This is a genomic window from Streptomyces silvae, assembly GCF_016745505.1.
Classification (GTDB): domain Bacteria; phylum Actinomycetota; class Actinomycetes; order Streptomycetales; family Streptomycetaceae; genus Streptomyces; species Streptomyces silvae.
The window spans coordinates 1-23,235 of record NZ_JAERUC010000173.1 but is presented as its reverse complement, the minus strand read 5'-3'; the positions used below and the strand labels follow the sequence as shown (position 1 = coordinate 23,235).

Sequence of the window (23,235 nt, the reverse complement as noted above, 5' to 3'; positions counted from 1 at the left end):
GGTTACCTCGTGAGGGAGCGGCGGGCGGCTACTGGAGGGACTTCTGGAGGGCGGTCACTTCGTCGTCGGCCTCCTTCGCGGCCTCGTCGGGCGAGAGCTGGCCGCTGGTCATCGCACCGATGGCCTTGGCGACGGGGAGTTCGCCGTTGGTGGCGCCGACGAGGGCGCCCTGGCCCTGGGTGAGGCCCCATCGCTTCATGCCGCCGACCCCGGTGACGAGCTGGTCCAGCAGGGCGGAGGGGTAGGCCTTCTGCATGGACTCCCGGTGGTCGACGCCCATGACGCTGGCGCGCCACTCCTGCTCGAAGGAGCCGGGCTTCTGCGCCGTGCCGGTGCGGACGGGGATCTTGCCCTCGGGCGCCATGCCGAACCAGTCGGCGTACCCCTTGCCCATCATGTACTCGATGAACTTCTGGGAGGCGCCCTTCTCCGCGGTCCTGGTGACGGCCCAGGACGTGATCTCGCCGAACTGGGCGGGCTCCTTGCCGTCGGGGCCCTTCAGGGAGGTGACGACGCCGGTGTTGCGGGCGAGGAACTTGGGGTCCTTCTTGCACTCGGGGCAGCTGGGCAGCGCGTCGGACCGCAGGCCCGCGAGCTCGTCCAGGAGGAAGGACGACCAGACCATCATCGACGACTTCCCCGCGAAGTAGGTGGCGCGGGTGGTGTCGACGCTCTGGGTGCCGGGCGCCCCGTGTTCGCGGGCGAGGGTGTCGTACGCCTTGAAGGCGGCACGGCAGGCCGGGGAGTCGAGGGCGGGCTCACCCGCCTCGTCGACCAGCTCGCAGCCGTTGGCCAGGGCGAGGTCCTCGAAGCTCTGCTGGGTGAAGACGTCCGAGGGGTCGGTGGCCAGCGAGATGCCGTCCCGGCCGCCCTTGTCGAGGGCCGCGGCGGCCTTGAGCGCGCTCGCGTAGTCGTCGGGTGCGTCGAGTCCGGCCTTCTCGAACAGGTCCTTGCGGTAGACGAGGATCTGGAGCCAGGCGTCGGAGGGCACGCCGAGCCTGGTGCCGCCGTCGGAGGTGAGCGCCAGCGCGTTGCTGTTGAACGTGTCCGGCTCCAGGTCCTCGACGATGCGGTCGGCGACCTCGGTGTCGAGCAGGCCGTTGCCGTACATCTGCCAGACCTGGCCCATCGGGACCGCCCCGATCACGTCCGGGAGCTTGCCGGCCGCCGCCGCGGACATGATCAGCTGCGGCAGCTGGGCCTCGTCCACGCCGACGAGGTCGACCTTGACACCGCTCTCCTTCTCGAAGCGGCTGACGACCTTTTCGGTCGCCGCCATCCGCGGCGGCAGGTTCTCCTGCGACCACACCGTGATCCTGTTGTCGGACTGCTCCGCCGCCGAGCTGCCGGAGCAGCCGGCCAGCAGGCCCCCGGCCAGGGTCGCGGCGAGCCCGAACAGGGTCACCCTCGACCGTCGGGTCTTCATCACCATGCTCTGTCCTCACGCCACTTACGCACTTTCCTGATGCATCTCAGCATCACTTTTGCTTGTTGACAAGACATAACTCTGAGATATCTTCGACTGAAGTCAGCGAGCACCACCCCTTCAAGCGCTACCGGAGCCCCCCCGTGGAACGCGTCGTCCAGTTCACCGGCCCCCGTCAGGTCGAAGTCGCCGAGCACGGGAGCGCCCCGCTGCCCGCCGGGCACCTGCGGGTACGGACCCGCTACTCGGGCATTTCGGCAGGAACGGAACTCACTGCCTACCGGGGCACGAACCCGTACCTCACGCGCACCTGGGACGCCGAGGCCCGGATCTTCCGCGACGGGGCGGCCGGGATCGAGTACCCGGTGGCCGGCTGGGGCTACTCCGAGGTCGGCGAGGTCACCGAGGTCTCCCCCGAGCTCGTCGGCACGCCCGGCATGCCGGTCACGGGCGATCTGGTCTGGGGCATCTGGGGCCACCGCAGCGAGGGCATCGTCCCCGCCGAGCGCATGGTCGGCCACACCCTGCCCGCCGGTCTCGAACCGCTCGCCGGGGCCTTCGCCCGGGTCGGCGCCATCGCGTACAACGCGATCCTGGCCGCCGACATCCACCTGGGCGAGGACGTGGCCGTCTTCGGCCAGGGCGTCATCGGTCTGCTGACCACCCGCCTCGCCCAGCTCAACGGCGCGCGCGTCACCGCGGTCGACGCGCTCGACGGCCGGCTCGCGACGGCCCGTGAGTACGGTGCGCGCCACACCCTCAACGCCCGTACCGACACCGTCGCCGAGAGCATCCGGGCCGCCACCGGCGGAGCGGGTGCCGATGTCGCGATCGAGATCAGCGGTGTCTACCCGGCCCTGCACGAGGCCGTGCGCTCGGTCACCGTGGGCGGCCGTGTCGTGGCCTCCGGCTTCTACCAGGGTGACGGCGCGGGTCTGCGCCTGGGCGACGAGTTCCACCACAACCGGGTGCAGCTGATCTGCTCCCAGATCGGCGGGGTGCCCCCGCAGCTGGCGGGACGCTGGACCGTCGAACGCCTCCAGCAGACCTTCCTCTCGCTGGTCGCCGAGGGCCAGGTCGATGTGAAGTCGCTGGTCAGCCATGTCGTCCCGGTGGCGGAGGCCGCCGACGCGTATGTGCTGCTCGACGAGACGCCCGCCGACGCCCTCCAGGTCGTCCTGGAGTTCTGACCTCCGCGCCCCGCCCCGATCACCCCGGAACTCCCGAGCGCCGTACGCCGGCGCCGAAAGGCACCCCATGCTGAAAACCGCCTGCCAGGAACAGCTCCTCCCCGGCGACACGCTCCAGGAGAAATGGGCCTTCGCCCAGGACGCCGGCTACGACGCCGTGGAGCTGCGGTCCAAGGGCGACTTCCACTTCCGCGACCGCCTGCCCGAGCTCAAGCAGGCCCTGGCCGACGGTGTGGTCATGCCGACCGTCTGCGTCGACATGCTGCACTTCTTCGCCGCGTTCGACGACGGCCTGCGCCGTGACGCGCTGGAACAGATGAAGTCGCAGCTCTCGGTCGCCGCCGAGATCGGGGCGCTGGGCGTCCAGACCCCCGCCTCCTACGGGATGTTCTCCCGCAGGCTCCCCCCGTTCGAGCCGCCGCGCACCGAGGAGCAGGACCGCGAGGTGCTGCTGTCCGGCCTCTCCGAGCTGGGCGAGCACGCGCGCGCCGAGGGCGTCACCCTCTATCTGGAGCCGCTCAACCGGTACGAGGACCACATGGTCAACCGGCTGGAGCAGGCCGTCGACCTGATCCGCGCGGTGGGCCTGGACTCGGTCCGTATCGGCATCGACAGCTACCACATGAACATCGAGGAGGCCGACCCCTCGGCCTCGATCCTCGCGGCCGCGCCGTACATCGGCCATGCGCAGGTCAGCGACTCCAACCGGTTCCAGCCGGGGGCCGGACACCTCGACTGGCCGGCCTGGCTCGGCGCGCTGCACAGCATCGGCTACGACGGCTACCTCGCCGCCGAATGCCGGCTGACCGGCGACCCCGTCGCCGCCGTGCGCTCCGTCCCCGCGTTCCTCCGGAGGTCCGGCGCGTGACGTCGCTGCTCGAAACCCCCGTGCCCGCCGCCGTCGATCACCTGACCCTTCGGCGCGGCGCGGCACGGGTACTCCTCACCAACTGGACGGGTTCCTCCACCGTCCCGTCGCGCGGCCTGTATCCGCATCAGTGGAGCTGGGACTCGGCCTTCATCGCGATCGGGCTGCGCCATCTGTCGGCGCGCCGGGCCCAGCGCGAGCTGGAGAGCCTGCTGGGCGCGCAGTGGGCGGACGGGCGCGTCCCCCACATCGTGTTCAGCCCCTCGGTGCCGCTCGACGCGTACTTCCCCAGCCCCGACTTCTGGCGCTCCTCCACGGCCGGCGCCCCTGCGGGCGCCCCGGCGGGCACCGAGACCTCCGGCATCGTGCAGCCGCCGGTGCACGCGCTCGCCGCCTGGCTCGTCCACCGGGCGGACCCGGAGACGTCGCGCGAGCGCGGCTTCCTGCCCCGGGTGTACGAGCGGCTCGTGGCCTGGCACGACTACCTCACGGGACCCCGCGACCTCGGCGGCGGCGGGCTGGCGGCCATGGTGCACCCCTGGGAGCCCGGCATGGACAACAGCCCGTGCTGGGACGGCCCGTTGGGGCGTGTCGAACCGGCCGCCCCCGGTTCGTACCGGCGCGCCGACCTGGACCACGGGCAGGCCGCTGAGCGCCCCACCGACCTGGACTACGGCCGGTACGTCCGGCTCGCCGCCGACTACCGGGACAGCGGTTACGCGGACGTGCCGGGCGGGCACGCCTTCGCGGTCGAGGACCCCTGCGTCAACGCGCTGCTGATCGTCTCGGAGCACGCGCTGGGCCGGATCGCCGCCGAGACGGGCGCGGATCCCGCCCCGCACGAGGCGCGGGCCGCGCGCCTCACCGCGGCCCTGGTGGAGCGGCTCTGGTCGCCCGCCGACGGCATGTTCCTCTGCCGTGACCTGGTCGACGGCGAGCTGATCCCCGAGCGCAGCGTCGCCGGGCTCGTGCCGCTCATCGTGCCCGGACTCCCCCGGGACGTCGTGGACGCCCTGCTCGGGACGGTGGCGGGCCCCGGCTTCCGCCTCGGCGAGGTCCCGATGGCACCGTCGTACGACATCGACGGGCATGCCTTCGACCCCTCCCGCTACTGGCGCGGTCCCGCCTGGTTCAACACCAACTGGCTGCTGGAGCGCGGTCTGCGCGGGTACGGGCAGGACGGTGCGGCCGACGCCCTGCGCACGGCGATGCTCGACGCGGCGGGGGCCAGTTCCTTCGCCGAGTACGTGGACCCGTTCACGGCGCAGGCCCGGGGGACCCGCGCCTTCGGCTGGACGGCCGCCCTCACCCTCGATCTGCTGGCCGCGTCCCGGCCCGCGGACGACGGCACCACCGACACGTCGATGGGAGTACGCACGTGAACGGCACAGCGGACACCACCCTGGTCCGCGCGGGCACCTTCGCCGTCCTCGGGGCCGACGGCGGTGTGAGCGGCCGGCGCGGCACCTCCCCCGACGGTCTCTTCCACCGCGACGCCCGGCATCTGAGCCGGTGGACCCTGACCGTCGACGGCGCCGAACCGGCCGTCCTGGTGCCGTCGGACGGCGAGGAGTCCGCCCGGTGCGTCCTCACACCCCCGGGGACCCGGGACGAGCCGGCCGCCTACACCGTCTTCCGTGAACAGGCCGTCGACGCAGGTGTGCTGACCGAGTGTCTGCGGCTGGTCAACAACCGCCCCGCTCCCGTCGCCGCCGTCCTCTCGCTCACCGTGGACGCCGACTTCGCCGACCAGTTCGAACTGCGCTCCGACAAGCGCCGGTACGAGAAGTCCGGCGCCCGGCGCACGGCGAGCACCCACGCGGAGGGCGTCACCTTCACCTACGAGCGCGGCGCCTGGCTGTCGCGTACGGCGGTGTGCGCCTCCCCCGCCCCGGCCGCCGTCCGGCCCGTAGGCGCTCGGGACACGGCGCACCGGCTGGACTGGAACCTGGAGCTGCCCGCTCACGGAACGGCCGAACTCCTGCTCACGGCCACGGCGTACGCGCACGGAGCGCCCGCGCCGGCCCTGGCCGGCTCACCGGCCGAGGCCGTCGCCGGGCGTGCGGCGGACACCTCGGCCTTCACGGGCACACCGCTGCCCCTGCCACCGGGGGCACCCGGGGGTCTGGCCGCCGCGTGCGCCCGGGGGCTGAGCGACCTGGCGGCGCTGCGGGTCCCGGCCACCGGCCCGGACGGCGAGCACGTACGCGTACCGGCGGCGGGGATCCCCTGGTTCCTCACGCTCTTCGGCCGGGACTCCCTCTTCACCTCACTCTTCGCGCTGCCGTACCGGCCCGAGCTGGCGGAGGGGACCCTGCGCGCCCTCGCGGCGACCCAGGGCACGGAGTACGACACCGGCAGGGGCGAACAGCCGGGGCGGATCGTCCATGAGATCCGGCACGGCGAACTGGCCCACTTCCGGCAGGTCCCGTACGGCCGCTACTACGGCTCGGTGGACGCCACCCCGCTCTTCCTGGTGCTCCTGGACAGCTACACCGAGGCCACCGGCGACCGCGCGCTCGCCGCCCGCCTCGAACACCACGCACGGGCAGCGGTGACCTGGATGTTCCGGGACGGCGGCCTGGACGACGGCGGCTACCTGGTCTACTCGCCCGACCCGCAGGGCCTGGTGAACCAGAACTGGAAGGACTCCGAGGGAGCCATCTGCTTCCTCGACGGCTCGCAGGCCGAGGGCCCGATCGCCGTCGCGGAGGCACAGGGGTACGCCTACGACGCGCTGGTCCGCACCGCGCGGCTGGCCCGCTCGCTGTGGGACGACCCCGCGTACGCCGACCGGCTCGACAGCGCCGCCGCCGGTATGCGGGAACGGTTCCTGCGGGACTTCTGGATGCCAGGACCCGACTTCCCGGCGCTCGCCCTGGACGGTCGCGGCAGGCAGGTCGACTCGCTGGCTTCGGATGCCGGGCATCTGCTGTGGTCCGGCATCCTCGACGCCCGGCACGCCACGCGCGTGGGCCGGCGCCTGCTGGAACCGGACTTCTTCTCGGGCTGGGCGATCCGCACGCTGGCGTCCGGTCAGCCCGGGTACCACCCGCTCTCGTACCACCGGGGCACCTCGTGGCCGCACGACAACGCGGTCATCCTGCTGGGCCTGGCGCGGTGCGGGCTGAGGGAGGAGGCGCGAACGGTCGCCCTCGGTCTGCTGGAGGCGTCGGCCCACCACGGCCACCGGCTGCCCGAGGTGATGGCGGGCTACTCCCGCGACCAGCACCCGCGCCTGGTGCCGTACCCGCACTCCTGCTCACCGCAGGCCTGGGCGGCGGCGACACCCCTGGCGGTGCTCACGGCGCTGCGGGAAGCCGGTTGACGCGTCGCCGCCCGCCACGGCCCCCCAGAAGTGGCACAGTCGTGTCCGCTGGATCAGGGGGCCGTGACGGTCGGCGGAAGAGAGTGATGCGCGATGAGGCTTGTCGTACAGGAGTTCCTGTCCCTCGACGGTGTCTCCCAGGGCCCCGGGTCCCCGGACGAGGACCGGAGCGACGGTTTCGACCGGGGCGGCTGGTTCGTGCCCCACCTGGACGAGGAGTTCGTGGAGGTGGCCGGCACCTGGCTCGGCAATGCGGACGCGTTGCTGTTCGGCCGCCGCACCTACGAGAACTTCGCCCGGGACTGGCCGACGATGACCGGCCATCCGTTCGCGCCCCTCATGAACGGCCTGCCCAAGTACGTCGCCTCCCACACCTGGCCACGGGCGCGTGGAACCCGACGACGGTCCTCAACGGGGATGTCCCCTCGCAGGTCGCCGAGGTGAGGAGCCGGCCCGGCCGGGAGCTGCAGATCCACGGCAGCGCCGGCTCGCCCAGTCCTTGCTGGCCGCGGGCCTGGTCGACGAGCTGCGCCTGGTGATCGCCCCTGTCGTGGTGGGCCGCGGCCGCAGGCTCTTCCCGGACGGGGGCGCCCCGGCCGGCCTGCGGCTGGTCAGCCACAGGACAACCGCGCGCGGTCTCTCGGTCCACAGCTTCGAACCGACGGGGCTGCCGGAGCAGGGCGTGTACGGGGCCGGGGCCTGACCCCGGGCACGTGAAGGGAGAAGGGCGGAGACCGCTACCGCTGTCCGCGCCCCTGGGCCTGCAGGCGGCGGCCCTCGTCCCGCAGGCGCTGGTCCTGCAGGGCCTTGCCGTCCGCTTCCATCTTCCGCCCTCGCAGCTGCTGGAGCGCGGAAACCATCTTGCCCATGGGATCACCTCACGACCTCGGTGCCGCAGGACCCGTGCACACCGGGTCCTTCCGCCCGGCCGGCCGGGGCGACTCCGAGGAGTCCCACCGGTCCGCCTTGCCCCAATTTTTCCCGCCGATCGAAACCGAATGCAAGTGCGGACAGGCGCCTTCCTCCGGATCGGGGAGGGCGGCACCGGCGTGCGCTCAGCGTGGGGCCCGGATCCGGTCGATGATGCGCGTCCAGTTGTCGTTGCCGTGCCCGTCCTCGATCGCGTGCCGGTAGTGGGACTGGACGGCCAGCGGGAGCGCGGGATCGAGTCCGAGTGAGGCACTGGTCTCGACGATGTGGTCGGCCGTCGCGCCCATCATGGTGACCGTGCTGAGATCGCCGGGATGCTCGCCGGCGTCGAGCGCGGCGCCGGGACGCTCGTCGCCGGCCCTCAGGATGCCGCTGAGCGTGTCGGCCGTGGAGAGCAGCTCGGGGAGCGATTCGCCGGCCTTCATCCCGGCCGTCCCCAGCATCGCCGTGGCGTGCATCAACGCGGAGAGGGTGGTCAGGAACACCGTGAGCTGGGCCTGGTACATCATCTGGGCGAGGCCCGGATCCTCGCCCAGGTACCTGGGCGTCCCGAGCGGCGCCAGCACCGCTCGACGGCGCTCCATCACGTCGCCGGGGCCGCTGTAGTAGACGTAGGACGCCTCCGTGCCGACCATCGGCGCCGGGGCCATGATCCCGCCGGTGAGGAAGGCGGCCCCGTGGCCCGCCGCCCAGGCGGCGGCCTCGCGTGTGCGGTCGGGGGTGTCGGAGCTCAGGTTGACGAGTGTGCGGCCGGCCAGCGATCCGGTGGCGCTGCCGAGGATGTCGTACATCGCCCCGTAGTCCGTGAGGCTGAGGATCACGAGGCCGCTCGCCTCGACGGCCTCGCGCGGTGTCGCCGCGCGCGTCGCTCCCTCGGCGACGACGCCGTCGGCGCGGGCGGCGGTGCGGTTCCAGACGGTGACGGGGTGGCCTGCGGCGAGGAGGGTGCGTGTCATCGCCCGGCCCATCGGGCCGAGCCCGATCACGGTGACAGCGTCGTCCTGTTCGGTGTTACGGGTCTGTTCGTTCACCCCTTCATCGTCGGAGAGCGCCACTACTCTCGGAAGTACCCACTATTTACTGCGGTACTTACCTTTTAGTAAGGGAGCGAACCACCGATGGCCGAGGTACCCAGACGCGGGCCCTACATCTGCGGCATCGACGCCGCGTTCGACGTGGTGAGCGGCAAGTGGAAGGGACTGATCCTCTGGGAGCTCGACGCCCATGGCGTACGCCGGTTCTCCGAACTCCGCCGTGGACTGCCGGGCGTGAGCGAGAAGATGCTCACCCAGCACCTGCGTGAGATGGAGGCGGACGGCCTCGTGCACCGGGAGGTCTACGCCGAGGTGCCGCCCCGCGTGGAGTACTCCCTGACCGAGCACGGGCACACGCTCAACAAGGCGCTCGAACCACTGGGCGCCTGGGGAATCGAGCGCATGGGCCGCGAAGGCTCCGAAAGAGCCGTCGTGGTGGAGACTCCGCACGGTTGAGGGGTCGTCCGGCCGGTCGGGCGCGGCCCGTCGGGACCCGCCCACGGACGCCGCTCCCCCGGCCGGCTCGCGCATGGCGAGCCGGCCGGGGGCTGTGTGCGCGGTCCGGCCGGATCTACTTCCGGGCGGACGCCGCTCCCGCGCTGCCGTTGATGACGAACTGCGACCCGGGTTCGATCACGACGTCGCCGTCGGCCGAGCCCGTGATGGTCACATCGGTCAGCGTCGCGCTGCCCCGGGCGCCTCCGTGGGCCAGGATCCCCGCCCCGTTGACGGAGTTGTCGATGCGCACGTTCGAGATCTTCGCCCCGGGCACGGACCCGCCCCCGGACTTGAACTGGATGCCGTCGTACGTCGAGTCATGGATGTCGGTGTCGCGGATCGTGACACCCGGGATGTCCTGCCCGGCGGCGAACAGTGTGATCGCCCCGAACTCCTGGGCCTCCCCCCAGAACGCCCCGCCCGTGCGGTGCAGCGTGTTGCCGGCGATCAGCGTCTGCCCGGAGAAGGGCAGCGGGTCGTGGTCCGTCGCCAGCATGATGCCGGGGTAGTTCATGGTGTCGGAGATGACGTTGTTCTCGATCGTGTTGCCGTATCCGCCGTAGACCGCGATGCCGTTGGCCCTCCACGGCAGCTGGATCGTGTTGTTGCGGAAGTGGTTGTCATGGCCGACGTCCACCGAGGGGTTCTTCACGTACTTGCTCGACCACACGGCCAGCGAGTCGTCGCCCGTGGTCCTGAAGGAGGAGTTGAACACCGTCGAATTCCGTGTGCCGTTGGCGAAGTTGATGCCGTCCGCGTAGGTGTTGCGTATCCGCATGCCCGTGAACTCGACGCCGTCGCCGGGCCCCCAGAGGTCCGGGATGTTGTCGTAGTCACGGCCGACCCAGGCCCCCACGTTCGCGTGCTCCAGCCACACGTTGGTGATCTTGGTGTCCTCACCGAAGCGCCCGTTCAGGCCGACGCCGCCCTCGGCGTTGCCGTCGCCTCCGCGGATGGTGCCGGAGCCGAAGATCGCGATGTCGGAGATCTTGGTGTTGTCGTCGATGTCGAAGCCGAAGTTCCCCTCGTGCGGGTGGTTGATGCCGCCCGCGTCCTGCGGCTGGGTGAGGGTGTAGAGCTGGGAGTGCCACATGCCCGCGCCGCGGATGGTGACGTCCCGGATGCCGACCTGGTTGAACTGGCCCCGGTCCAGCGGGTCGTCGGTCAGGATCTTCTGCTCCTGCCGCCACTGCCCCGGCGGGATCCATACGCAGCCGATGTCACCGTTCTGATCGGCGGTCACCGCGCGCTGGATGGCGTCCGTGTCGTCGATCCCGTCGTTCGGCACGGCGCCGTAGGCGGTGATCGAGGTGCATCCGGCCGGCTGGGCCGCCGCGGGCGCCACCTGCTCCAGGTCGACGAGGTCGATGATGTAGAAGGACGCCGAGTCGCCCGCGTCGCGCTGCAGGCGGAACGTGGTCCCGGCGGGGTAGGTCCGGTCGAGCAGGGCGTTGGACTCGTCGAACAGCCTGCGGGCGTCCGCCTGCGGCTGGTTGGTCAGGCCCTCCGGGCTGTCCGTGTCGCCGTACAGCCAGCTGTGCTTGGAGGAGAGCGTCAGCTTCCGGGCGAAGGTGCCGTCGGCGTACAGGCTGATGGTGGCCTCCGTACCACCGCCGCCCGGGGCGTCGGGGATGGAGTTGCGGACGACGATCGAGTTCGAGGGCACGGTCGATGTGATCTCGACGTACTCACCGGTGGTGTTCAGCCGGACGGACTCACGGCCCGAGGACTCCGTGGCGAAGTTGGTGTGCCCGAAGGTGCGCTCCTTGTCGGACTTCAGCAACGTGCCCTTGTACGTGCCCTGTTCGGCCTCGTACTCGGTGTACGGGACGGCGGCGCCGCGGCCGACCACGAGGGCGCGGGAGAAGACGTTGTTGTTCTCGTCGGTCTCGGCGACCACACCGGTGGCGTCCGCGGTGGCGGTCAGGTTGGCTCCGCCGCTCCTCGCGGTCCAGCTCCCGCTGATGGGTACGGTGACGGTCCCTCCTGCGGGGACCGCGCCCGTCGTGCCGTTCAGCGTGGTGCCCTCCACCAGGAGGCGGGTGACCGTCGGGGAACTCACCGCGGTGGTACCGCGGTTGTGCACGGAGACGGTGAAGGTGACGGCGGCGCCCACGGCGGGGTTCGACGGGCTGGAGGTGATGCCGAGCACCTCCAGGTCGGGTCCGGGGCTCTGGCCGACGATGAGCTTCGTGGCGGCGGTGCGGCTGTTGTTGGTGTTGTCCTGCTCGGCGATCGTGTCGGTGGGATCGACGACCGCGGTGACGCTGTACGTGCCCATCGGCCGCTTGCCGACGTCGACCGCCACGGTGGCCGAGGCCCCGGCGGCGAGCCCGCTCACGGGTGCGCTCCCGGCGACGGTGCCTTCCAGGCTGACCTCGACGACGGTCGCGGCGGCGGCCGCCGTGCCCGTGTTGCGTACGGTCGCGCGCACGGCGACGTCGTCCGTCGCGGTCGGCGAGGCGGGTGACCAGGTCAGGTCGGAGACGGTCAGGTCGGGGTTGGGAGCGGCGGTGCCGACGACCTGGAACTCGGCGACCTGGGCGCCGGGAGCACCGGTGTTGGCGAAGAACTTGAGCTGGATGTCCGCGTACCGGCCGCTGACGGGGATGGTCACCGTGTTCCGGTTCCCCGAGGGGTCGAAGACGTGGTCGGCCCTTGCCTTCAGCGAGGTGAAGCCGCTGGCGTTCTGCGCACGGCCGAGCACCTCGATGCTCTGGGTGCGGGTGGCCCACGCCTGGTCCGGGTTGAGCTTGACGACGACGGCCTCGATGTCGGCGTCGGCGCCGAGCTTCACGGTCAGCGTCGAGGGGTGGCCGCCGGCCTCCCAGTACGTGCCGAGCTGGTCGTCGTTGGCGTGGGCCGCCACATACGTCTGGGTGGACGACGACGCCTCGATCGGCTTGTTCAGTGCGAGGTTGGAGCCGTCGGCGGGGTTCGGACCGGAGCCCTCGTCGCCGTGGACCTCGACCTGGGAGAGCTGTGCGGCGTTCCAGCCGGTGTTGGCGGTCACCTGCACCCGGATGTACCGCACCTGCCGCGCGGCGAAGCCGACGGTGACGGTGTTGCCGGACGCCGGGCTGAACACCCGGGCGGCCGAGGCGGACAGGGTGCTGAAGCTGCTCCCGTCCGTGCTGCCCTGGACGGCGAGCGTCTGGGTCCGCGCCTCCCAGGCGGCCGGCAGTTTCAGCACCACCTGGTCGACGTCGAAGAGACCGCCCAGGTCGACCCTGACCCACTGCGGGAAGGTGCCGGGGCTCTCCCAGTACGTCTGCTGGCTGCCGTCGGTGACGTGGGAGGCGGGGTAGGCGCCGTGCGACCCGCTGGTCGTCACGGATTTACCGAGGGCGAGGTCGGGGCTCCGGCCGGCCGCGGTGGCGGTGCCCGGCAGGAGCCCGACGGTCATCAGGGCGGCTGCCACCGCGCCGACGACGAACCGCCGTCCGAGTTGCTTCCATCTCATGCTGTCCTCAGTTCCGTGCGACTGCGGGACCGGGAGGACACGTCGACGCGCGCCGGCCGCGCGATGCGTACGGCACCGGGCGGTCGACGACGGCGGGTGCGGGCTGCCGGTACACCGACGGGGCGATCAGGGACGCCGGCAGGAGAGGGAGCAGACCACCTGCCGGGAACTCGCGCGCATTGCACTGACTTTTTGAGTGATCCAGTCAATATTTTGCGGTGCCGAGGTCACAGGTTTCTAGCAGCCCGCACATTTGTCAACGGTCCTCACAACGACGCCCGGTCCGGGCGGGGTTGCTGCCACACGAGCGAGTAGCGCCAGAACAGCCGTCGCCGCAGCCGCACGCCGGGAAGCACCTCCCCGGCCTCCCTGACGATCTCGTGGAAGGTCATGCCGGCGGGGCGGGTACGGGCCGTCATCGAGGCGGGCCGGGGCGCGGGGCGTCCCTTGTTCCTCAGCCAGCCGATGGCCGCGTTGGCCGGAACGGCAAGGGCACCGAGCAGATGGTCCACCGGGGTCCGGGCGCGGAACAGACCGAGGACCACCAGGGTTCCACCCGGCGCCAGATGGCGGCGGAAGCGGACGAGCGCCTGGGTGAAGGACAGATGGTGGATCGTGGCGACGCAGGTGATGACGTCGTACGAACCGTCGGGAAGCCCGTCCGGCACCTCCGCCACGGTGAAGGTCACGGGCAGGGCGGCGGGCGTCAACTCCTGGGCGCGGGCAGTGATCACCGGATCGGCATCGACCGCCGTGACGGCTGCGGCGCGTCCCGCCAGGAGCCTCGCGAGGTCACCGCTGCCGGACCCGACGTCCAGGGCGCCGCCGAAGCGTCCGGGCAGCTGCCGGAGGATCCAGCGGTGGTAGTGGGCGTTGTGGTCCCACGGGTAGGCGGCGTTGAACCGCTCCAGGGCGCGCAGGACACGGACACGGGGCGACATCATCTTCATGCGCCCAGTCCATCAAGTCCCGACGGCCGGAGCCCCGTTGGGGGCGGGCAGCAGGCGTTTCGGGAGGCGCGCAGCCGCCCGCCCCGGCTCAGGGGACGGGGGTCACCAGGACGACTTGGTCACCCCCGGGAGGAAGCCGGCGTGGGCCTGCTCCCTCATCCGTACGCGGGACAGCCCGAACTTCCGCAGGTGCCCCCGGGGGCGCCCGTCCACGCTGTCCCTGTTGCGCACGCGTGTGGCGCTGGCGTCGCGCGGCTGGCGCCGCAGTTCCTCGACGGCCGCCCGGCGGGCCGGGTCCTGCGGCCCCGAGACGCGAATGATCTCCTTCAGCTCGGCACGTCGGGCCGCGTAGCGCTCGACGATCGCCTTGCGCTTCTCGTTCTGCGCGATCTTGCTCTTCTTCGCCATCAGACCTTCACCCCTCGCGCCCTGATGCGGGCCACCGCGGCCTCGATGCCGATGCTGTCGATCGTCTTGATCGCCTTCGCGCTGAGCGTCAGCCGCACATGACGGCCCTCGCTCGGCAGCCAGTAGCGCTTGCGCTGGACATTCGGGTCGAACCGGCGCGAGGTGCGCCGGTGCGAATGGGAGATGGTGTTGCCGAATCCCGGCCGGGAGCCGGTCAGTTGGCAGTGGGCGGACATGGGACTACCTGCCTCTCGGGTGGACGTAGGCCTCCGTATTGAAAATGGAAACCATTGCCATATAGTAGCGCCATGGCTCGCAACGAACTACGCCCGATCATCAAGCTCCGCTCCACCGCGGGAACGGGCTACACCTACGTCACCCGCAAGAACCGGCGGAACGACCCCGACCGCCTGGTGCTGCGCAAGTTCGACCCGCTCGTACGCCGGCATGTCGACTTCCGCGAAGACCGCTGACCGCGCACCCCGACCACGCCACCCCGATCCGAAGGACCCCACCATGAAGCCGGGCATCCACCCCGCGTACGGCCCCGTCGTGTTCCGCGACAACGCGGCCGACTATGCCTTCCTCACCCGCTCCACCCTGACCAGCGAGCGCACCGTCGAGTGGGAGGACGGCCACACCTACCCGGTGGTGGACGTCGAGATCTCCTCGGCGAGCCACCCCTACTACACCGGCACCGCGCGTGTCCTCGACACGGCAGGACGGGTGGAGCGGTTCGAACGCCGGTACGGCCGCCGGGAGGACCGGTGACGAGCGATGACCGAAGGCTGCCCGTGGCCCTCGTCGGCGGGCTGCACTCCGACGCCCGGCGCGAGGTGGTGGACGAGCTGCTTCGCCGGGTACCGCGCAGCGTCGCACTGCACCACGACCTGACCGGTGCGGGGAACGGATCGGTCCACCGGACGGTGCGTGACGCCTCCGGTGAGCTGTCGCAGGGTGAGGCGCCTCTCGTCAACTACTGCGCCTGCTGCGCGCTGAGGGAGGACCTGCTCCCCGAGCTGGAGCGGCTGGCCGCCGGCGGGCTCACCGGGCTGGCCGTGGTCGAACTCTGGGACTCCGTCGAGCCGAGGACGATGGCGGAGGTCATCGCCGCGCACGGGCGGGAGTGGGCCGAGGTGACCGGCGTGATCACCGCGGTGGACCCGGCTCTCGCCCTGCCCTGCCTGGCCGACGGCGACGATCTGGCCGAGGCGGGTCTGGCTGCGGCGCCGACCGATCAGCGCACGGTGGGCGACACCTGGGCCCGGCAGTTGGAGTACGCGTCCGTCATCGCTCTCGTCGACAGCGATGACGCGGATGCCCAGGACCGGGCGCTCGTCGGGCAGTTGCATCCGACGGCGCCACAGGTCCCGGCGGCGTCGGACGCCCTGGTGAAGCTCGCTCTCGCCGGCTTCGACGTGGAGGCGGCGGCCGCGGCCCAGCACCCGGCGTGCGCCCTCCTTCCCCAGGAGGCGGAGGAGGCCGGTGTCAGCACCCTGGTGTGGCACGCGCACCGCCCGTTCCACCCCGAGCGCCTTTTCGAGGCGCTGGAGGACCTGAGCTGCGCGGCCGCCCGCAGCCGCGGCCGCTTCTGGCTCGCGGACCGGCCCGACACCCTGCTGTCCTGGGACGCGGCGGGCGGCGCCCTCTGCGTCGAGAACAGCGGCCCCTGGCTGGCGTCCCTGCCGGATGCCGCCTGGGACCTGGTGCCCGCGTTCCGCCGCGCCGCCGCCGCGCTCGACTGGCACCCCGAGACCGGTGACCGCTGCCAGCACCTGGTGTTCGTCTCCCCCGGCCTGGACCGCGAGGGCCTCACCGCGCTGCTGGAGTCCTGCCTGCTCACCGACGCCGAGTACGGGGCCGGCCGCGAGGCGTGGAAGAGACTGCCCGCCGCCTTCGGCCCCCTCCTCGACCCGATCCACTGACCGACCCCCACGACTTCGGAGGAGAACCGATGGCACGCCGCCAGGACGTCCGGAAACCCCAGAAGCCCCGCCCGAACCCGCTCGACGCCGCGAGGATCACGTACGTCGACTACAAGGACACCGATCTGCTGCGGCAGTTCATCTCCGACCGCGGGAAGATCCGCAGCCGCCGGGTCACCCGCATCACGGCGCGGCAGCAGCGGCAGGTCGCCGCCGCGGTGAAGAACGCGCGGGAGATGGCGCTGCTCCCGTACTCCCGTTCAGGCAAGTGAGGCACCGCTGACGGCCGTTCAGGGAAGCCCCCGGCCCGGCTCGCCCCTCCCCGGGCGGCCCGGTCCCGGGGCGTCCGTGTACCCGGGGGCGGGCCGCTCCCTCCTGTCCGTCCGCGCACTCGAACGCGCATCGGGTGTGTGCGGCGCTACCCGATTCCCGCCCCATGGGTTAGGTTAGGCATACCTAAGTAACTGCAATGAGGTCTCCCCCGCCCGCTCCTCTGGAGAACTTGGATGCGTCCTTTCAACTCCCGCGTCACACAGCCCACCCCCGCCGAACGCGTGCTGTCCATCCTGACCGCAGCCCATTCGATGACTGTGGTGAGCGATGGGCTCGACCCGGTCGAGGTCCACCGCCTCGACGGCACGGCCGCGATGGGCCACATCCACCTGCACGAACCGTCCGAGGCCGGCTCCCCGCAGCCGGGGCCGCGCATCCCCGTCCGGCTGGAGTTCACCGACATCGCACCCACGCCCGTACGGGACCGCACGCGCGCCCGCGTCACGGTGACCGGCCTGCTGTCGGCGCCGTACAGCACGGACGCCGCCGAGAGCACCTGCATGGAGTTCGGCCAGGCGGTCTTCGAGGACCACAGGGGCCGCGCGTTCGTCACGCTGGACACGCTGCAGGACACAGTCCCCGACCCGGTCGCCACGAGCGAGGCGTCGATGCTGACCCATCTCGTGGACGACCACGAGGAGCTCGTCCCGCTGCTGCTGCGCCTCGTGCAGCCACAGCCGGAGAAGGGGGTGACCCGCGTCCTCCCGCTGGCGATGGACCGCTACGGGGTGACGCTGCGCCTGGAGTACCCCCGCACCCACCGCGATGCGCGCCTGCCGTTCGCGAAGCCCGTGGCCCGGCTCGACCAGGCCGGCCCGCAGATCCACGCCCTGCTGGCCGCCGCCCGCCGCGCCTCCCACCGCAATCAGCTGCTCACCTGACGCGTGGGGCCGCGCCTGCCACGGCGCGGCCCGGCGGCGCCGGAAACACGTCCGGGGGATGGCGTCCGCCATCCCCCGGTCCTGTCGGCGTGCGTCCTCAGGTCTGCGGACGGCTACCGTGGTTCGCGCCGTTCTTGCGGCGGGCCTTCTTCTTGCGACGTCGCTTCGAGGACATCGAACCTCCTGAGTCGGTAGTTTTCGCACACTATCCACCGGATTGTCGGCCCCGGCGGCCACAGAGCCCCTTACCCACCGACGCGTCGGCAAACACCCGTCGGGAACCAGGAAGAGTGGCGTACGTCACAGTACGCGACGGTCGGTTCACTCCGCGCGCCCGGCCCCTCCCGGAACGGACCGCCGCCCGGGCCTCCATGGACAGCCGTCGACCCGCTGTGATGTGATCCGTTCGGCGGAACGGCCACACCTGGCGCTGCTCACCGGGCGATCCCCAGGTGTGTCGCGCGAGGACGGCCCCCGACCCCCGCGTCGTACCTCCGCCGCTCGATCACCCGTGGGTCCCCGCGTCGCCACGGCGAGCGCCCGGGTCCATCCCCCCAGGCTCGAAAGTTCCGTACACATGCAGAAGACCAAAGCCGCACTCTGGGAGTTCCTCCAGGGGCTCGGCAAGACGTTCATGCTCCCGGTGGCCCTGCTCGCGTTCTGCGGGATCATGCTGGGCATCGGCTCCTCGCTCTCCAGTGAGGCCGTCACCGACAACCTGCCGTTCCTGAAGTCCGAGGGCTTCCACCTCGTCTTCACCTGGATGGCCAACACGGGGCTGGTGGCCTTCACCTTCCTGCCCGTCCTCTTCGCGATGGCGATTCCGCTCGGCCTCGCCCGCGAGGACAAGGGAGTGGCCGCCTTCTCGGGTTTCGTCGGCTTCGCCGCCATGAACCTCGCGGTCAACTTCTTCCTCACCGCGAAGGGTGTCGACTTCGAGGACGCGTCCGCGATCGAGCACTACGGCATAGCGGACGTGCTCGGCGTGCAGTCCATCGATACGGGACTCCTCGGAGCCGTGGCCGTTGGCATCGTTGTCAGCCTCCTCCACCAGCGCTTTCGTACGCAGCGGATGCCTGACGCTCTGGCCTTCTTCGGGGGGCTCCGCTTCGTCCCGATCGTCTCCGCCCTCGTGCTGAGCGTGCTCGGTCTGCTCATCCCGCTGGTGTGGCCGACCTTCAACGGCTGGATCACCGCCGTGGGCCGGGGCATCGGGCACACCGGGGTCTTCGGGCCGTTCTTCTTCGGCATGGGAGAGGTGCTGCTGCGGCCGATCGGGCTGCACCACATCCTGGTGGCGATGTTCCGGTTCACCGACGTCGGCGGTTCGGGCGCCGTGTGCGGCGACCACGTCTCCGGCGCCCTGAACCTCTTCTACGCGCACCTGGACTGCGCCGGTGCCCCGAACGGCGAGGTCACCGAGGCGACGCACTTCCTCTCCCAGGGCAAGATGGCGTCCTACCTGGGGGGTCTCCCGGGCGCCGCGCTGGCGATGTACCACTGCGCGAAGCGGGAGATGCGCCCCGAGATCAAGGCCCTGCTGGTGTCCGGTGTGGTGGCCTGCGTGGTCGGTGGCATCACGGAGCCGCTGGAGTTCCTGTTCCTCTTCGTCGCGCCGTGGCTGTACGCCATCCACGCGGTCCTGGTGGGACTCGGCTTCCTCACGGCCGCAGTGCTCGGCGTCTTCATCGGTAACACGGACGGCAACGTCATCGACTGGCTGGTCTTCGGCGTCCTCCAGGGGACGACGACCAAGTGGTACCTGGTGCCGGTGATCGCGGCGGTGTGGTTCGCCGTGTACTACTTCCTGTTCCGCTGGGCGATCACCCGCTTCGATCTCAGGACCCCGGGCCGCGACGAGGAGCCGGACGACGCGGAGCCGGACGACGCGGACGACGCATCCCCCTCCCCGGACACGGCCGAGCCCGCGCGTGAGCTGGTCGCGGGGAAGTACGACGCCGTCGCGATCCTCGACGCGATCGGCGGCGCCGGCAACATCCGGACCCTGGACAACTGCATCACCCGGCTGCGCATGACGGTGGAGGACGCGGCGCGGGTGGACGAGGCGCGGCTGAAGAAGCTCGGCGCCGTGGGCGTGATCAAGCTCGACGGCCACACCGTGCAGGTCATCATCGGGCCGCAGGTCCAGTCGGTGAAGGACGCCATCGCCACCATGATCCCGGTGGGCTGACCATGGACTCCCTCTCCCCCGGCCCTGTGCCCGCGGCCCCCGGGACGGCGGCGCCGGATCCGTACGGCTTCGACACCGTGGTGGACCGGCGCGGCACCTGGTGCACGCAGTGGGACTACGTCGAGGACCGCTTCGGCGTGCCGGATCTGCTGCCGTTCACGATCTCCGACATGGACTTCGAGACCGCCCCGGAGGTCGTCGCGGGGCTCCGCGGCCGGCTGGACCACGGTGTGCTCGGCTACTCGCGGTGGCGGCAGGACGACTTCCTCTCCGCGATCGTCCACTGGTACGCGACCCGGCACGCGACGGCCGTAGATCCCGGGTCGGTCGTCTACGCGCCTTCCGTGGTCTACCAGCTGTCGCAGCTGCTCCGGCTGTGGTCCGGCCCCGGTGACGGGGTGGTCGCCCACACCCCCATGTACGACGCGTTCCCGAAGACCGTGGCGGCCCACGGGCGTCGGCTCCTGGAGTGCCCGCTCGACGACTGGACGGAGCTGGAGCGGCTGCTGGCGCTGCCCGACACGGCGGTCCTGCTGCTCTGCTCGCCGCACAACCCGACGGGCAGGGTCTGGTCCGGGGACGAGCTGGACCGGATGGCGCGGCTGTGCGCGCTGCACGGGGTGGCCGTCATCAGCGACGAGATCCACGCGGACCTGGCCCATCCCCCGTACGTCCACCGCCCCTGGGTCCGGCACGCCGGCGAGGGCCGGTGGGCCGTGATCACCTCGGCGTCCAAGTCGTTCAACATCCCGGCGCTGACGGGAAGTTACGGGATCATCGGTGATCCCGCGTCGCGCGAGGCCTATCTGAGGCAGCTCAAGGAGGCCGACGGTCTCTCCTCGCCCGCCGTGCTGTCGCTGGTCGGGCACATCGCGGCGTACCGGGACGGGGCGCCCTGGCTGGACGCCCTGCGTAGGTACCTCGCGGGCAACCTCGCGATGGTCGCCGGCCGGCTGCGCGAGGAGTTCCCCGAGCTCGGCTGGGAGCCTCCGCAGGCGGGGTACCTGGCCTGGATCGACCTGCGGCCGCTCGGCGTCGACGACGACGCGTTGCAGCGCGAACTCGTCGAGGTGGAGAAGGTGGCCATCATGCCGGGTGCGGCCTACGGCTCCCCGGGGCGGGTCCGGCTCAACGTCGGCTGCCCCCGGTCCAAGGCGGTCACGGGGATCGAGGCGCTGGTACGCGCGCTGCACCGGCTCGTCCGGGAGGGCTAGGGGCAGCGGGTCCCGGGGCGGGACCCGCTGTACGGGGGCGGCCCTCCCGTGCGTCAGTGCCCGGCGGCCGTCTTCACCAGGGCGACCGCGACGCCGATCACGGCGTCGGCCAGCCCGGCCAGCACCGCGAGGAGGACGCCGCCTCCCATCCGGAGCCCTCCCGCGCAGCCCCAGACGAAGAGCGAGGCGACACCCACGCCGGCCGCCGTCATCAGCGCGGTGGACAGCGACATGACGTCCAGGGCGGCGAGGGCGATCATCACGCCGGGGCCCAGCGCGCAGGACAGCAGCGGACTGCTGACGTACAGCATGCGGCGCAGGTCGTGGCCGGTGGCGAGGTGGCCGTGCACCGTGCGGTGCGCCTGCTGGTCGGCGACCAGCGCCGCGAGCCACAGTCCCAGCGCGGTCGTCAGGACCGTGGCCAGGGCGCCTGGGGTGCCGGCCTCGCCCAAGGAGAGGCCGACGACCACGGCGATCATCGTGATCGTCGCGTAAATGCGCTCCTTGAGCCGGTCCACCAGCGTGCCCGTGGCCGTTTCGGACGGCGGTCCCGGCCGCCGGTCGTCCGCCATCTGGTTCCCTTCGCCCGTCACGGGGCGGACATCGCTCGCCCCTGGTCCGGCACCGCAGCGAGCCCACGGAGAGCGCCGTGGTCACGGCGACCAGCATGCCTTGCCGGCGGCCCCGAATCCTGAACCCCGGGCCCGCCTGCCGCCGGTGTCACCCCTCGGAGCCCTCCGGAGCCGCCTGGTGTCCGAGGTGGTGCAGGAGTGAGGCCAGCGACTCCTGCGGCTCCTGCCCGGCGGTGTCGAGGACGAGGTGGTCCCGGTCCCATGGTTCGTAGGCGTGGTCGAGGACCTGCTGCCAGTCGGGCGGGGTCAGACCGGGGATGTCGACGGACCGTGAGGTCACCCGGTGCCTGTGCTCGTCCCGGTCCGAGCAGATCACCTCGACCTCGGCGAGCGGGACGGCTGCTTCCGTCGCCACGGTGCGCCAGCTGTCCCGGGTGACGGCGAGCGGGTTCACGGATTCCGCGATCACGGTGAGCCCCTGCCGGAGGTGGTCACCGGCCAGGGCGTACCCCACGACGTATCCGACCGGACCGAGGGGGCGGCGGGCCAGGCCGGAGCGGACGACGGCCTGCTCGATGGTGTCGATCCGCAGGTGGACCGCGCCGGTCCGCGCGGCCAGCAGGCGTGCGAGCGTGGTCTTGCCGGTTCCAGACAGTCCGCCGATGACGATGAGCACGGCCCCATCCTGTCATCGGGCGGCCGGGCGGCTAGCCGAGGACGTAGGGCAGTCGCGCGGCCAGTGCGCCGAGTTCGGCCCGCTCCGCGCCCGTCGGGGGACGCCGTCCGGTGCCGACCAGGAGCGCGTCCTTGTCGGAGAGCGACGCGGGGAACGCGGTCCCGGCGATCTCCTCCAGCAGCCGGCGGGACCGGGCGAGCGTCTCCTCGGGGGCTCCCGGGGCGTCGGGGAGGAAGGCGGTCAGATCGAGGTGGTGCAGCGTCCACTCCAGGACGTACGTGGTGAGGTAGTCGGCCACCGTCAGGACCTCGCCGCGGGTGCCGACCCGGAGGTCCGGGGTGGCGAGGGCGGCGGCGCGGCCGGCGGCGGAACCCACGTCGTCCAGGTGGAACTTCAGCAGGTCGGGCTCCTCGTACGCGGCGGCCAGCCGGACCGTCAGGGCGTCGAGGGGATCGTCCCCGCTCGGCGGTGTCCGGCTGACGTCCCAGTAGGTCGCCGCGTCGCGGGTGGGTTCCGTCCCCGCGGGGGTCGCGAGGGTGATCAGGACGTCCTGGGCATCGATGACCAGATGACACACGAGGTCCTGTACGAGCCATCCGGCGCAGCCTGACGGCTTCGCGAAGTCGGCGTCCGGGAGTTCGGCGACCGCCGTACGCAACGCTGTCCACGAGCGTGAGAAGAGATCCACCCCGCCCACGCTAGTGCAACGGGCTCTCACCGAGCCGGTCGCGGAGAGAGCGTGCCAGCTGGTCCGCCCGGTCGGCCGTGACCCGCTCGGACTCCGGACGGCCGAGGAGCCCGAAGATCCCCGCCCCCCGCCGCTCGGGAGGCAGGTCGGCCGTACGCGGCACGATGTGGAAGTGCGCGTGGGCGAAACCCTCGGCCTCGGCGAACTGGACGACGTAGGTCTTGACGCAGCCGGTCACGCTCCGCAGGGCCCGGGAGAGTCTCACCTGCCATGACCCGAGCGCCGCGGCCTCGGCGTCGGTGAGGTCGTGAACGGCCGTGACATGGCGGCGGGGCAGGAGCACCAGCCAGCCGGGCAGCGCCGTGTCGAAGGCATGGGCCACGCGCCAGTGTGCGTCGAACGCGACGCGCTCGCGCGGTGGGAGTGTGCCGAACTCTGCTTCTCTGCCGCACGCATAGCAGTCGGGTGCCGTCATGGACCGGATCGTAGGCCCATCTCAGCGCTGGGGCACGGGAGATGACCGGTACCGCGGCACCGGGCCCGGGCGGGCCCGCCACCCGGCCCGGGGTGTTCCGGGCCGGGCTCGGGGCGCCGGTCAGTCGTCGAGCGACGTCATGACATGCTTGATCCGGGTGTAGTCCTCGAAGCCGTACGCGGAGA

Annotated in this window: 26 protein-coding genes; 14 read left to right on the top strand and 12 right to left on the bottom strand. The window is 71.6% G+C overall.

Annotated features, from left to right (window positions below; all coding sequences use genetic code 11):
- Nucleotides 1-28 precede the first annotated feature (28 nt).
- Nucleotides 29-1,432, bottom strand: a complete 1,404-nt coding sequence (locus tag JKV81_RS27570) for an ABC transporter substrate-binding protein (protein WP_129260883.1) — start codon at nucleotides 1,430-1,432, stop codon at nucleotides 29-31.
- A 137-nt stretch (nucleotides 1,433-1,569) separates the two neighbouring features.
- Here JKV81_RS27570 and JKV81_RS27565 point away from each other — a divergent pair, with 137 nt between their 5' ends.
- The 6 genes from JKV81_RS27565 (at nucleotide 1,570) to JKV81_RS36880 (ending at nucleotide 7,515) form a co-directional block, all read left to right on the top strand.
- On the top strand, nucleotides 1,570-2,616 hold the full coding sequence (locus JKV81_RS27565; RefSeq protein WP_129260884.1) for a zinc-dependent alcohol dehydrogenase: 1,047 nt from the start codon (nucleotides 1,570-1,572) through the stop codon (nucleotides 2,614-2,616).
- Between the two features lie 67 nt (nucleotides 2,617-2,683).
- Complete coding sequence (locus tag JKV81_RS27560; RefSeq protein WP_124278417.1) at nucleotides 2,684-3,484, top strand: sugar phosphate isomerase/epimerase family protein; 801 nt, start codon at nucleotides 2,684-2,686, stop codon at nucleotides 3,482-3,484.
- Nucleotides 3,481-4,866, top strand: coding sequence for an MGH1-like glycoside hydrolase domain-containing protein (locus tag JKV81_RS27555; RefSeq protein WP_202078287.1), 1,386 nt, complete (start codon nucleotides 3,481-3,483; stop codon nucleotides 4,864-4,866). The genes JKV81_RS27560 and JKV81_RS27555 overlap by 4 nt, the downstream gene beginning before the upstream one ends.
- Nucleotides 4,863-6,812 (top strand): amylo-alpha-1,6-glucosidase, encoded by a 1,950-nt coding sequence (locus JKV81_RS27550; protein ID WP_202078285.1) that lies wholly within the window; start codon nucleotides 4,863-4,865, stop codon nucleotides 6,810-6,812. Before JKV81_RS27555 ends, JKV81_RS27550 begins: the two co-directional genes overlap by 4 nt.
- A 93-nt stretch (nucleotides 6,813-6,905) precedes the next feature.
- Nucleotides 6,906-7,256 (top strand): dihydrofolate reductase family protein, encoded by a 351-nt coding sequence (locus JKV81_RS36885; protein WP_372444255.1) that lies wholly within the window; start codon nucleotides 6,906-6,908, stop codon nucleotides 7,254-7,256.
- A 55-nt stretch (nucleotides 7,257-7,311) separates the two neighbouring features.
- Entirely contained in the window at nucleotides 7,312-7,515 is a 204-nt protein-coding gene (locus tag JKV81_RS36880; protein ID WP_372444254.1) for a dihydrofolate reductase family protein, read from the top strand.
- Nucleotides 7,516-7,549: 34 nt separating this feature from the next.
- Here JKV81_RS36880 and JKV81_RS36590 read toward each other — a convergent pair whose 3' ends face one another.
- Both JKV81_RS36590 and JKV81_RS27540 read right to left on the bottom strand, forming a co-directional pair.
- The gene (locus JKV81_RS36590) at nucleotides 7,550-7,681 is read right to left on the bottom strand and encodes a hypothetical protein (RefSeq protein ID WP_268980822.1); all 132 of its coding nucleotides are present in this window, start codon (nucleotides 7,679-7,681) and stop codon (nucleotides 7,550-7,552) included.
- A gap of 186 nt (nucleotides 7,682-7,867) precedes the next feature.
- Nucleotides 7,868-8,773 carry an NAD(P)-dependent oxidoreductase gene (locus tag JKV81_RS27540; RefSeq protein WP_307820610.1) on the bottom strand — a complete coding sequence of 302 codons (906 nt, stop codon included), beginning with the start codon at nucleotides 8,771-8,773 and terminating at the stop codon, nucleotides 7,868-7,870.
- 87 nt (nucleotides 8,774-8,860) lie between these two features.
- Between JKV81_RS27540 and JKV81_RS27535 the strand changes: the two genes are divergently transcribed.
- Nucleotides 8,861-9,232: a winged helix-turn-helix transcriptional regulator gene (locus JKV81_RS27535; RefSeq protein WP_202078283.1), complete on the top strand. Its 372-nt coding sequence runs from the start codon at nucleotides 8,861-8,863 to the stop codon at nucleotides 9,230-9,232.
- Nucleotides 9,233-9,347: 115 nt separating this feature from the next.
- Here JKV81_RS27535 and JKV81_RS27530 read toward each other — a convergent pair whose 3' ends face one another.
- From JKV81_RS27530 to rpmB, 4 genes are all read right to left on the bottom strand, one after another.
- Nucleotides 9,348-12,737 (bottom strand): CARDB domain-containing protein, encoded by a 3,390-nt coding sequence (locus JKV81_RS27530; protein ID WP_202078281.1) that lies wholly within the window; start codon nucleotides 12,735-12,737, stop codon nucleotides 9,348-9,350.
- 266 nt (nucleotides 12,738-13,003) lie between these two features.
- The gene (locus JKV81_RS27525; RefSeq protein WP_164992749.1) at nucleotides 13,004-13,681 is read right to left on the bottom strand and encodes a class I SAM-dependent methyltransferase; all 678 of its coding nucleotides are present in this window, start codon (nucleotides 13,679-13,681) and stop codon (nucleotides 13,004-13,006) included.
- Between the two features lie 108 nt (nucleotides 13,682-13,789).
- Nucleotides 13,790-14,095: a 30S ribosomal protein S14 gene (rpsN, locus tag JKV81_RS27520; protein ID WP_124278409.1), complete on the bottom strand. Its 306-nt coding sequence runs from the start codon at nucleotides 14,093-14,095 to the stop codon at nucleotides 13,790-13,792.
- On the bottom strand, nucleotides 14,095-14,331 hold the full coding sequence (gene rpmB, locus JKV81_RS27515) for a 50S ribosomal protein L28 (protein ID WP_129260892.1): 237 nt from the start codon (nucleotides 14,329-14,331) through the stop codon (nucleotides 14,095-14,097). The genes rpsN and rpmB overlap by 1 nt, the downstream gene beginning before the upstream one ends.
- 72 nt (nucleotides 14,332-14,403) lie before the next feature.
- Here rpmB and rpmG point away from each other — a divergent pair, with 72 nt between their 5' ends.
- From rpmG to JKV81_RS27490, 5 genes are all read left to right on the top strand, one after another.
- Entirely contained in the window at nucleotides 14,404-14,568 is a 165-nt protein-coding gene (gene rpmG / locus JKV81_RS27510) for a 50S ribosomal protein L33 (RefSeq protein ID WP_099171974.1), read from the top strand.
- Between the two features lie 43 nt (nucleotides 14,569-14,611).
- Entirely contained in the window at nucleotides 14,612-14,866 is a 255-nt protein-coding gene (locus tag JKV81_RS27505; RefSeq protein WP_129260893.1) for a type B 50S ribosomal protein L31, read from the top strand.
- Nucleotides 14,863-16,020, top strand: coding sequence for a CobW family GTP-binding protein (locus JKV81_RS27500; RefSeq protein ID WP_202078279.1), 1,158 nt, complete (start codon nucleotides 14,863-14,865; stop codon nucleotides 16,018-16,020). Before JKV81_RS27505 ends, JKV81_RS27500 begins: the two co-directional genes overlap by 4 nt.
- A gap of 29 nt (nucleotides 16,021-16,049) precedes the next feature.
- Entirely contained in the window at nucleotides 16,050-16,292 is a 243-nt protein-coding gene (gene rpsR / locus JKV81_RS27495; protein ID WP_129260895.1) for a 30S ribosomal protein S18, read from the top strand.
- Nucleotides 16,293-16,526: 234 nt separating this feature from the next.
- The gene (locus tag JKV81_RS27490; protein ID WP_129260896.1) at nucleotides 16,527-17,234 is read left to right on the top strand and encodes a DUF2470 domain-containing protein; all 708 of its coding nucleotides are present in this window, start codon (nucleotides 16,527-16,529) and stop codon (nucleotides 17,232-17,234) included.
- A gap of 97 nt (nucleotides 17,235-17,331) precedes the next feature.
- Here JKV81_RS27490 and JKV81_RS36875 read toward each other — a convergent pair whose 3' ends face one another.
- The gene (locus JKV81_RS36875) at nucleotides 17,332-17,409 is read right to left on the bottom strand and encodes a 50S ribosomal protein bL37 (RefSeq protein ID WP_371604899.1); all 78 of its coding nucleotides are present in this window, start codon (nucleotides 17,407-17,409) and stop codon (nucleotides 17,332-17,334) included.
- 402 nt (nucleotides 17,410-17,811) lie between these two features.
- Between JKV81_RS36875 and malX the strand changes: the two genes are divergently transcribed.
- Complete coding sequence (malX, locus tag JKV81_RS27485) at nucleotides 17,812-19,425, top strand: maltose/glucose-specific PTS transporter subunit IIBC (protein WP_202078277.1); 1,614 nt, start codon at nucleotides 17,812-17,814, stop codon at nucleotides 19,423-19,425.
- Nucleotides 19,426-19,427: 2 nt separating this feature from the next.
- Nucleotides 19,428-20,639: a MalY/PatB family protein gene (locus JKV81_RS27480; protein ID WP_202078275.1), complete on the top strand. Its 1,212-nt coding sequence runs from the start codon at nucleotides 19,428-19,430 to the stop codon at nucleotides 20,637-20,639.
- A gap of 53 nt (nucleotides 20,640-20,692) precedes the next feature.
- Here the strand turns inward: JKV81_RS27480 and JKV81_RS27475 are convergent, their stop codons facing one another.
- From JKV81_RS27475 to JKV81_RS27460, 4 genes are all read right to left on the bottom strand, one after another.
- Nucleotides 20,693-21,211 carry a hypothetical protein gene (locus JKV81_RS27475; protein ID WP_202078273.1) on the bottom strand — a complete coding sequence of 173 codons (519 nt, stop codon included), beginning with the start codon at nucleotides 21,209-21,211 and terminating at the stop codon, nucleotides 20,693-20,695.
- 148 nt (nucleotides 21,212-21,359) lie between these two features.
- Nucleotides 21,360-21,887 (bottom strand): P-loop nucleotide/nucleoside kinase family protein, encoded by a 528-nt coding sequence (locus tag JKV81_RS27470; protein WP_202078271.1) that lies wholly within the window; start codon nucleotides 21,885-21,887, stop codon nucleotides 21,360-21,362.
- Nucleotides 21,888-21,918: 31 nt separating this feature from the next.
- Nucleotides 21,919-22,575, bottom strand: coding sequence for a maleylpyruvate isomerase N-terminal domain-containing protein (locus JKV81_RS27465; RefSeq protein WP_202078269.1), 657 nt, complete (start codon nucleotides 22,573-22,575; stop codon nucleotides 21,919-21,921).
- Between the two features lie 10 nt (nucleotides 22,576-22,585).
- Nucleotides 22,586-23,050, bottom strand: coding sequence for an HIT family protein (locus tag JKV81_RS27460; RefSeq protein WP_202078267.1), 465 nt, complete (start codon nucleotides 23,048-23,050; stop codon nucleotides 22,586-22,588).
- Between the last annotated feature and the right edge of the window lie 185 nt (nucleotides 23,051-23,235).

Coding starts and splice junctions, on each gene's coding strand:
- rpsN (WP_124278409.1), bottom strand. CDS start 14,095: ATGGCGAAGAAGAGCAAGATCGCGCAGAACGAGAAGCGCAAGGCGATC.
- JKV81_RS36875 (WP_371604899.1), bottom strand. CDS start 17,409: ATGTCCTCGAAGCGACGTCGCAAGAAGAAGGCCCGCCGCAAGAACGGC.
- JKV81_RS27480 (WP_202078275.1), top strand. CDS start 19,428: ATGGACTCCCTCTCCCCCGGCCCTGTGCCCGCGGCCCCCGGGACGGCG.
- JKV81_RS27475 (WP_202078273.1), bottom strand. CDS start 21,211: ATGGCGGACGACCGGCGGCCGGGACCGCCGTCCGAAACGGCCACGGGC.
- rpsR (WP_129260895.1), top strand. CDS start 16,050: ATGGCACGCCGCCAGGACGTCCGGAAACCCCAGAAGCCCCGCCCGAAC.
- malX (WP_202078277.1), top strand. CDS start 17,812: ATGCAGAAGACCAAAGCCGCACTCTGGGAGTTCCTCCAGGGGCTCGGC.
- JKV81_RS36590 (WP_268980822.1), bottom strand. CDS start 7,681: ATGGGCAAGATGGTTTCCGCGCTCCAGCAGCTGCGAGGGCGGAAGATG.
- JKV81_RS36885 (WP_372444255.1), top strand. CDS start 6,906: ATGAGGCTTGTCGTACAGGAGTTCCTGTCCCTCGACGGTGTCTCCCAG.
- JKV81_RS27560 (WP_124278417.1), top strand. CDS start 2,684: ATGCTGAAAACCGCCTGCCAGGAACAGCTCCTCCCCGGCGACACGCTC.
- JKV81_RS27535 (WP_202078283.1), top strand. CDS start 8,861: ATGGCCGAGGTACCCAGACGCGGGCCCTACATCTGCGGCATCGACGCC.
- rpmB (WP_129260892.1), bottom strand. CDS start 14,331: ATGTCCGCCCACTGCCAACTGACCGGCTCCCGGCCGGGATTCGGCAAC.
- JKV81_RS27490 (WP_129260896.1), top strand. CDS start 16,527: ATGCGTCCTTTCAACTCCCGCGTCACACAGCCCACCCCCGCCGAACGC.
- JKV81_RS27530 (WP_202078281.1), bottom strand. CDS start 12,737: ATGAGATGGAAGCAACTCGGACGGCGGTTCGTCGTCGGCGCGGTGGCA.
- JKV81_RS27525 (WP_164992749.1), bottom strand. CDS start 13,681: ATGATGTCGCCCCGTGTCCGTGTCCTGCGCGCCCTGGAGCGGTTCAAC.
- JKV81_RS27570 (WP_129260883.1), bottom strand. CDS start 1,432: ATGGTGATGAAGACCCGACGGTCGAGGGTGACCCTGTTCGGGCTCGCC.
- rpmG (WP_099171974.1), top strand. CDS start 14,404: ATGGCTCGCAACGAACTACGCCCGATCATCAAGCTCCGCTCCACCGCG.
- JKV81_RS27505 (WP_129260893.1), top strand. CDS start 14,612: ATGAAGCCGGGCATCCACCCCGCGTACGGCCCCGTCGTGTTCCGCGAC.
- JKV81_RS27460 (WP_202078267.1), bottom strand. CDS start 23,050: ATGACGGCACCCGACTGCTATGCGTGCGGCAGAGAAGCAGAGTTCGGC.